Annotated in this window: 7 protein-coding genes and 1 pseudogene; 5 read left to right on the forward strand and 3 right to left on the reverse strand. The window is 72.6% G+C overall.

All coding sequences use genetic code 11. The features are described 5' to 3' along the window. A partial coding sequence (locus ABNT58_RS02755; RefSeq protein WP_348751983.1) for a 1-aminocyclopropane-1-carboxylate deaminase occupies positions 1-1,002 on the forward strand: 1,002 nt, incomplete at its 5' end. A gap of 83 nt (positions 1,003-1,085) precedes the next feature. Then, a complete protein-coding gene (locus ABNT58_RS02760) occupies positions 1,086-1,364 on the forward strand; it encodes a hypothetical protein (RefSeq protein ID WP_348751984.1) in 279 nt (92 codons plus the stop codon). Positions 1,365-1,370: 6 nt separating this feature from the next. On the opposite strand, the gene ABNT58_RS02765 is transcribed toward ABNT58_RS02760, so the two are convergent. After that, positions 1,371-1,871 (reverse strand): hypothetical protein, encoded by a 501-nt coding sequence (locus ABNT58_RS02765; RefSeq protein WP_348751985.1) that lies wholly within the window; start codon positions 1,869-1,871, stop codon positions 1,371-1,373. A gap of 320 nt (positions 1,872-2,191) precedes the next feature. On the opposite strand from ABNT58_RS02765, the gene ABNT58_RS02770 reads away from it, so the two are divergent. The 3 genes from ABNT58_RS02770 to ABNT58_RS02780 are packed head-to-tail and all read left to right on the forward strand — an operon-like array spanning position 2,192 to position 7,169. Continuing rightward, on the forward strand, positions 2,192-4,183 hold the full coding sequence (locus ABNT58_RS02770; protein WP_348751986.1) for a TonB-dependent receptor: 1,992 nt from the start codon (positions 2,192-2,194) through the stop codon (positions 4,181-4,183). 2 nt (positions 4,184-4,185) lie between these two features. Continuing rightward, positions 4,186-4,797 carry a YfiR family protein gene (locus ABNT58_RS02775; protein WP_348751987.1) on the forward strand — a complete coding sequence of 204 codons (612 nt, stop codon included), beginning with the start codon at positions 4,186-4,188 and terminating at the stop codon, positions 4,795-4,797. Further along, positions 4,794-7,169, forward strand: a complete 2,376-nt coding sequence (locus ABNT58_RS02780) for an ATP-binding protein (protein ID WP_348751988.1) — start codon at positions 4,794-4,796, stop codon at positions 7,167-7,169. The genes ABNT58_RS02775 and ABNT58_RS02780 overlap by 4 nt, the downstream gene beginning before the upstream one ends. A 28-nt stretch (positions 7,170-7,197) precedes the next feature. Here the strand turns inward: ABNT58_RS02780 and ABNT58_RS02785 are convergent, their stop codons facing one another. Together ABNT58_RS02785 and ABNT58_RS02790 are read right to left on the reverse strand one after the other, a co-directional pair. Then, positions 7,198-7,419 carry a hypothetical protein gene (locus ABNT58_RS02785; RefSeq protein ID WP_348751989.1) on the reverse strand — a complete coding sequence of 74 codons (222 nt, stop codon included), beginning with the start codon at positions 7,417-7,419 and terminating at the stop codon, positions 7,198-7,200. Then, positions 7,416-7,710, reverse strand: a pseudogene (locus ABNT58_RS02790) (metallophosphoesterase); the annotation flags it as partial. The gene ABNT58_RS02785 and the pseudogene ABNT58_RS02790, both read right to left, overlap by 4 nt.

Raw genomic sequence — 7,710 nt, forward strand, 5'->3', positions numbered from 1 at the left:
CATGCCCGCTACCCGCTCACCTTCGGGCCCACGCCCATCCAGCCGCTCAAGCGCCTGTCGGCCCACCTGGGCGGCGAGGTGCAGCTGTATGCCAAGCGCGAGGACTGCAACAGCGGCCTGGCCTTCGGCGGCAACAAGACCCGCAAGCTCGAGTACCTGATCCCCGAGGCGCTGGCCCAGGGTTGCGACACGCTGGTGTCCATCGGCGGCATCCAGAGCAACCAGACGCGCCAGGTGGCCGCGGTGGCTGCGCACCTGGGCCTGAAGTGCGTGCTGGTGCAGGAGAACTGGGTGAACTACAGCGACGCGGTGTACGACCGCGTGGGCAACATCCAGCTGTCGCGCATCCTGGGCGCCGACGTGCGGCTGGATGCGGCCGGCTTCGACATCGGCATCCGCCCCAGCTGGCAGCAGGCGATGGACGAGGTGCGCCAGGCCGGCGGCAAACCCTTCCCCATCCCGGCCGGCTGCTCGGAGCATCCGCTGGGCGGGCTGGGATTCGTCGGCTTTGCCGAGGAGGTGCGCGCGCAGGAAGCCGAGCTGGGCTTCCGCTTCGACTACATCGTGGTGTGCTCGGTCACCGGCAGCACGCAGGCCGGCATGGTGGTGGGCTTCGCGGCCGACGGCCGGGCCGACCGGGTGATCGGCATCGACGCCTCGGCCAAGCCCGAGCAGACGCATGCGCAGATCCTGCGCATCGCCCGCCACACGGCCGAGCTGGTGGAGCTGGGCCAGCCCATCACCGCGGCCGACGTGGTGCTGCACACCGAGTATGGCGGCCCCGAGTACGGCCTGCCCAACGAAGGCACGCTGGAAGCCATCCGCCTGTGCGCGCGTACCGAAGGCATGCTCACCGACCCGGTGTACGAGGGCAAGTCGATGCACGGCATGATCGATCTGGTGCGCAAGAAGGCCTTCCCGGCCGGCTCGCGCGTGCTGTACGCCCACCTGGGCGGCGTGCCGGCGCTCAACGCCTACAGCTTCCTCTTCCGCAACGGTTGAGGCGTGAAGGCAGGGCTGGCTGCATGGCGCACGGTTGCGCCGTCGGAAACCGTCGGCTTTCGCAAGGGCTGCGTAGGCTGGTGATGCGCGGCTCGGTGCCGGCGGGCCTGCGCTACCTGGAAGCGGCCGGCGCCATCTCGGGCGACTTCGGCTCGCCGTACCTCTCCGATGTGGGTGCCCGCGCGCACGACTTCGCCAACTCGACCGATGGCGGCGCCAGCTGGATGGTGCACTCGGGCCTGAACGCGATCGAGGTGCGTGGCACCGTGTCGCCGGTGCCGGAAGCGGGCAGCAGCCTGCTGATGCTGCTGGGCGGCGGCATGCTGCTCATGGCCGCCCGGCGAGGGCGCGCCGGCGGCTGACGAAGCTCAGCCGGCGTTCACCGGATCCAGCCGCCGGTGCGGCACCGCGACCAGTTCGCGGCGCTGCCAGCCGGTGCCCACTTCCAGCGGGTAGTCGGCGGCGAAGAGGCCGTCTTCCGACGCGATCTCCACATACAGCACCGCCTGGCGGTGGCCGGTGCGGCGTTCGCTGACGTAGGCGAACAGCTGCTCGGGCCGCCGCTCGGCGAACAGGCGCGCGAACAGCATGCGGCGGCGCTGGGTGTCTTCCAGCAGCAGCGGCTGGTCGACGCCGCGGCTGGAAGGCGGAATCCACGCCGTGGCCAGCATCTCGCCGGGGATGCAGGTGTCCATCTCGATGCCGTAGACCTGGCCTTGCACGCTCATGCCGCGGCGGATGTTGCTGCGCAGCGGCCTGAACACTTCGCGGAAGGCCGCGTTGATGTCCGCGGACTCCATGAAGCGGTGCAGGCGGCCACCGCGGTGGTCGTGGAAGGAAGGGGCGAAGGCGGGGTCGCAGGTGTCCATGAGGGAGGTTTCGGCGCCTGCTGCGCCGCCTTGAGTGGCGGCCGCCCGCCCGTGTTGTTACGCATGCCGCCCGGCGCCGCTCGCTCCCACAATGCCGGCGGCAGTGGCAAGCGCGGAGGTGGCATGTCGGCTTCAGTGAGCGGCGCGTGGGCAGCGGGCGGCAGCGCGTGGCCGTACGCGGCACGCCGTGCGTCGATTCCGTCACGAACCGAACCACCACGGCGGGCGGCATGGTCAAGCAGCGTGCTGCGCTCCCGATGACAGGCAGCCCCTGCGATGCACCCTGCCGGTGCACGCCCCTGTCTTCGAGCTGTACGCCCTTGCCCTCACCTGCCCCTTCTTCGTGGCGCCGCTTCTGGCTGGCGCTGACCCTGTGCCTGCCCGGCCTGCCGCTGCATGCCGCCGAGCCCCCCGACGACGCCGATCTGGCCGCCGCGCTGGCCCAGCCGGTGTACGGCGCCAGCCGGCTGGACGCCGCCAGCAAGCGCGCCCAGGACATGCGCACTGCGCCCGGCGCGGCGGCGGTGCGCACAGGCGGCGAAATCGCCGCCCAGGGCTACCGCACGCTGGGCGAGGTGCTGGAAAGCCTGCCCGGCGTGCACCTGCGCTATGACCGCGCCTACAGCTACGTGGGCCTGCGTGGCATCACGCGCCCGGGCGACTACAGCTCGCGCCTGCTGGTGCTGGTGGACGGCGTGCGGGTGAACGACGCGCTCTACGAATCCGCGCCGATGGACCGCGACTTCCCGATCGACGTCTCGCTGATCGACCGGGTGGAGTTCATCCCCGGTCCCGGCTCGGCGCTGTATGGCGGCAATGCGGTGGCCGGCGTGGTCAACGTCATCACCCGCTCGCCCGCGCAGCTGGCCGGCGGCCAGGGCAGCGTGGGCATCGGCAGCCACAGCCAGCGCCGCGCCACCGCCGCCTGGGGCGGCAACTGGGGCGGCCAGCGCGTGCTGCTGGGCCTGGCCACCGAGAACCGCCCCGGCACCGACCTGCACTACCCCGAATACGCCAGCCCCGGCAACCCGCTGGGCACCGCGCACGGCCGCGATGGCGAACGGGCCGACAAGCTGTTTGCCAAGCTGCAGCACGACGAGCTGCAGCTGAGCCTGGGCCTGTCGCAACGCACCAAGGGCATTCCCACCGGCGCCTACGACACCGCCTTCGACACCGCGGCCGACTGGGTCGACCGCTATGCGATGGTGAGCGTGGCCTGGCGGCGCATGCTGTCGCCCGAGTCGACGCTGGAGCTGCAGGCCAACCATGCGCGCTATGCCTTCGACTCGCGCACCGAGAACACCGCCGGCCAGCACCTGCGCAACGGCAACGATGCACGCTGGTACGGCGCCGAGCTGCGCTGGCGCCACACCGGCTGGCTGGGCCACCGGGTGACGCTGGGGCTGGAGACGCAGCGCAACTACCGCCAGCAGATCACCCAGGCCGTGGAACAGGTGGCCGATCCCGACGCCACCCGGCTGGCCGGCCACAGCGAGCGCCATGGCCTGTACCTGGTGGACGAGTGGACGCTGCGCCCCGACCTGCTGCTGAACCTGGGCCTGCGCAGCGACCGCCGCACCGACGGCAGCCATGGCACCACGCCGCGGCTGGCACTGATCTGGTCGGCCACGCCGGCCTGGACCTTCAAGTGGCTCAGCGGCAGCGCCTACCGCGAGCCCAACTTCAACGAGCTGTACTACGAAGACGAGCTGCAGCGCCGCCCCGACGGCCTGCGGGTGGAATCGCTGCGCTCGCACGAGCTGGTGGCGCTGTGGCGGCCCGTGCCCGCCTGGCAACTGCAAGGCTCGCTGCACCGCGCGCGCATGTCCGACGTCATCGAGCTGGTCAGGCGCGACGACGGGCTGATGGGCTTCACCAACCGCGGCGGCGTGCACACCCTGGGCGCCGACCTGGAAGCCAGCTGGATCTCCGCCGGCGGCATGCAGCTGCGCGGCAGCACCAGCTTCGAGCGTGCGGAAGACGCCGAGACCGGCCAGCCGCTGAGCAACGCACCGCTGCACCTGTGGAAGCTCTCGCTCACCAGCCCCACGCCGGTGGCCGGCCTGGGCGTGGGCCTGAACCTGCTGCGCGTGGGCGACCGCCGCCTGCTGCAAGGCGGCAGCACCGAAAGCTACCTGCGGGTGAACGCCCGCCTGCGTTATGCGCCGCCCGGCAGTCCCTGGGAAGCCAGCCTGAGCGCCTACAACCTGCTGGACCGGCGCTATGCCGACCCCGCCGGCCCCGAGCACCAGCAGGCCAGCCTGGCGCAGGACGGCCGCAGTTGGTGGCTGCAGCTGGGCCGCCGCTTCTGACCATGGGCCAGCTGTTCCGCCCCCCCATAGGCGCCCGCGCCTGGCCCCGCCACCTGGCGATGCTGTCGCTGGCCGTCGCCCTGGCCTGGCTGCCCGCCGCTGCCAGCGCCCAGTCCATCGGCAGCGATGCCCAGGCCAAGGCGCGCGTGGTGGTCACCTTTGCCCGCTTCGTGCAATGGCCGGCCGACACCTTCGCCAGCGAAGACATGCCGCTGCAGCTGTGCGTGCTGCACGACAGCGCCACGCTGGCCGATGCCTTTCGCCGCCAGCTGGCCGCGCCGGTGCCCGGGCGGCCGATGCAGCTGCAGCTGATGCCCGCCGCCACCGGCCACACCGCGCTGGCCGCGCCGGCCGCCCATTGCCACCTGATGTACTTCGACGACAGTGCCCCGCGCCGCCTGACCGAGCTGCTGCCCCCGCCCGACGAGCCCGTGCTGACCATGGCGCAAGTGGACGGCTTTGCCAGCCGCGGCGGCATGGTGGAGCTGGTGGTGGTGAACGACGCGCTGCGCTTCGACGTCAACCTGGCCGCCTTGCAGCGGGCCAACCTGAACGTGCGCGCCGGCGTGCTCAAGCTCGCGCGCGAGGTGCTGCGCGACGGAGGCCGACGATGAAGCGCCGCCGCCGGCCCGCGCCGCTGGAGCGCTGGTGGTCCGCCCGGGCCGACCAGCCGCTGCGCCGCCGCCTGCCGCGCCTGTTCGTGTTCGCCGCCTCGCTCACCGCACTGCTGTCGCTGGTGGCGCTGCTGACGGTGGCCCTGTGGTTCGAAGACCGCCGCACCCAGGGCGAAGCCGAGGAGCTGGCCCGCACCATCGCCTTTGCGCTGGAAGCGCCGCTGGCCTTCGGCGACCTGCAGGCCGCGCACGACACGCTGGCCGTGCTGCGCGTGCGCAGCAACGTGCGCGGCGCCTGGGTGCGCGACGCCACCGGCCAGGTGCGCGCCCGCTACCTGGAAGCCGGGCTCAACGACAACACCGCGCCCCGCCCCGGCTTCGGCCGCCTGGTGGTCACCGCGCCGGTGAGCCCGGGCGGCCAGGCGCTGGGCAGCGTCACGGTGGAGCTGGACGAGCTGCAAAGCTACCGCCAGCTGGCCGTGGGCGGCGCCGCGCTCATCCTGGCGCAGCTGCTGGCCTTGATGGTCAGCCTGCCGCTGGTGCGGCGCATCGCCGCCCGCATCACCGGCCCGATGACGGCCCTGGGCCGCACCGCGGCGCGCATCGCCGAGCAGCGCGACTACTCGCGCCGGCTGGAAGGCGAAGGCCGCGACGAAGTGGGCCAGGCCGTGCGCGCCTTCAACGAGATGCTCGACCAGGTGCAGCAGCGCGACGAGGCGCTGGCCCATGCCAACCGCACGCTGGAAGAACGCGTGGCCCAGCGCACGCAGGAGCTGGCGCAGGAGAAGGAACGGGCCGAGGCCGCCTCGCTGGCCAAGACGCGCTTCCTGGCCAACATGAGCCATGAGCTGCGCACCCCGCTCAATGCGGTGCTGGGCGCCACGCAGCTGCTGCAGCAGGGCGGGCAGGCCAGCCACCGCGCCCAGCTGATCGAGACCATCGGCCAGAGCGGCGCCAACCTGCTGGCCTTGATCGAGAACGTGCTGGACGTGGCCCGCATCGAGTCGGGTGCGCTCACGCTGTCGCAGGAAGCCTTCAACCTGGTGGACTGCGTGGAAGCCGCGGTGGCCACCGCCTCGGTGGCGGCGCGCGCCGGCGGCCTGGCGATGGCGGCCATCATCCACCCCACGCTGGGCGCCTGGCGCCTGGGCGACCCGATGCGGCTGCGCCAGGTGCTGCTGAACCTGCTGGGCAATGCCGTCAAGTTCACGCCCGCAGGCCAGGTGGTGCTGCGGGTCACGGCGCCGATGGGCGCGCCGGGCTGGGTGTGCTTCAGCGTGGCGGACACCGGCGTGGGCATGGACCTGGACGCCACCCGCGACATCTTCCAGCCCTTTGCGCAGGCCGACGAAGCCACCACCCGCCGCTTCGGCGGCACCGGGCTGGGCCTGACCATCTCGCGCGAGCTGGTGCGGGCCATGGGCGGCGACATCGCGGTGGACAGCCAGCCCGGCGTGGGCAGCACCTTCCGCTTCGAGGTGCCCCTGCCTGCCGCCGACGCGGCCGACGCGGCAGCGGCCGAGCCGGCGCAGCCGCGGCCGGTGGCGCCGCTCTACTTCTTCGAGCCGCACGAGCCCAGCGCCGAGGCACTGGCCGCGATGCTGCAGCGCATGCAGGTGCCGGCTGAACGTGTGACCGATGCGCAGTGGCTGCACGACCGGCTGGCCGCAGTCCAGGCCGCCGGTGACGAAGCGCCCTGGCTGCTGGTGGCCACCGAATCGGCCCAGGCCTGGGCGCTGCTGGAGCGCTGCGCCGACACGCTTGACCCCGAGCGCGTGATCGCGATGAACGATGCGCCCTCCCACGCGGCCGACCGCGCCCGCGAGCACCTGCAGCTGCCGCGCAGCGTGCTCAAGCCGGTGCTGCGGGCCGCGCTGGTCAGCCGCCTGGGCTGGCGGCGCGATGGCCCGCCGCCGGACACCGCCGAGCCACCATCGGCCGCACCGCCGCTCGGCCTGCCTGCGCTGCGGCTGCTGGTGGTGGACGACGACCCCACCAACCAGATGATCGTCACCGCGATGCTGGCCAATGCCGGCCTGGGCGTGCAAAGCGCCGACGACGGCCGCAGCGCGCTGGCCCTGCTGCGCCAGCACCGCTTCGACCTGGTGCTGATGGACTGGCAGATGCCCGACATGGACGGGCTGGAGGTCACCCGCCGCATCCGCAACGGGGTGGCGGGCACCCACAACGCCACCATCCCGGTGGTGGCGCTGACGGCCAACGCCTTCGCCGAAGACCGCGCCGCCTGCCTGGCGGTCGGCATGAACGACTTCCTCACCAAGCCGGTGGTGGCGCAGCAGCTGCTGAACGTGGTGCACCGCTGGACGGCGCAGGCGCAGTCGCAGGCTCAGACCCGGCAGCCCGCGGCCTGACCGGGCCCTGCGCGGCCCGGGGCTGGGGCTAGCTGCCCAGGCTCAGGCCGCCGGCATCCAGCGCCGGCGGGCGCAGCAGGTCGGCGTCCACGCCCATCACCGCGCTGGCGCGCTCCACCGCCTCCCACAGCGCGGCGGGCATCGCCAGGATGTCGTCGGGCGTGGCCGCGCGGGCGATCCAGGCGCCGATCTGGTGGTGCTGTTCAGGCGTGAGCAGGTCCAGGTTCAGCATCTCGTCGATGGTTTTCATGAGAACTCCCTGTTGGATTGGATGAAGCGCACGCAAGTGATCTCCGACGGCGCACCGAGCCGCAGCGGAGGCCCCCAGTATCCGGTGCCGCGGCTGGTGTACACCTGCAGCCGCCCCAGCCGGTCCAGCCCGGCGGTGAACGGCTGCTGCAAGCGCACGAAAAAGCCCCAGGGCCAGATCTGCCCGCCGTGGGTGTGGCCCGACAGCTGCACGTCGAAGCCGGCTTCGGCCGCGCCGGCCGCACTGCGGGGCTGGTGGGCCAGCAGCAGCCGCAGCCCGGCATCGGCCGGG

Origin of the sequence: uncultured Aquincola sp., assembly GCF_964001545.1 — a bacterium.
Lineage (GTDB): Bacteria > Pseudomonadota > Gammaproteobacteria > Burkholderiales > Burkholderiaceae_C > Aquincola.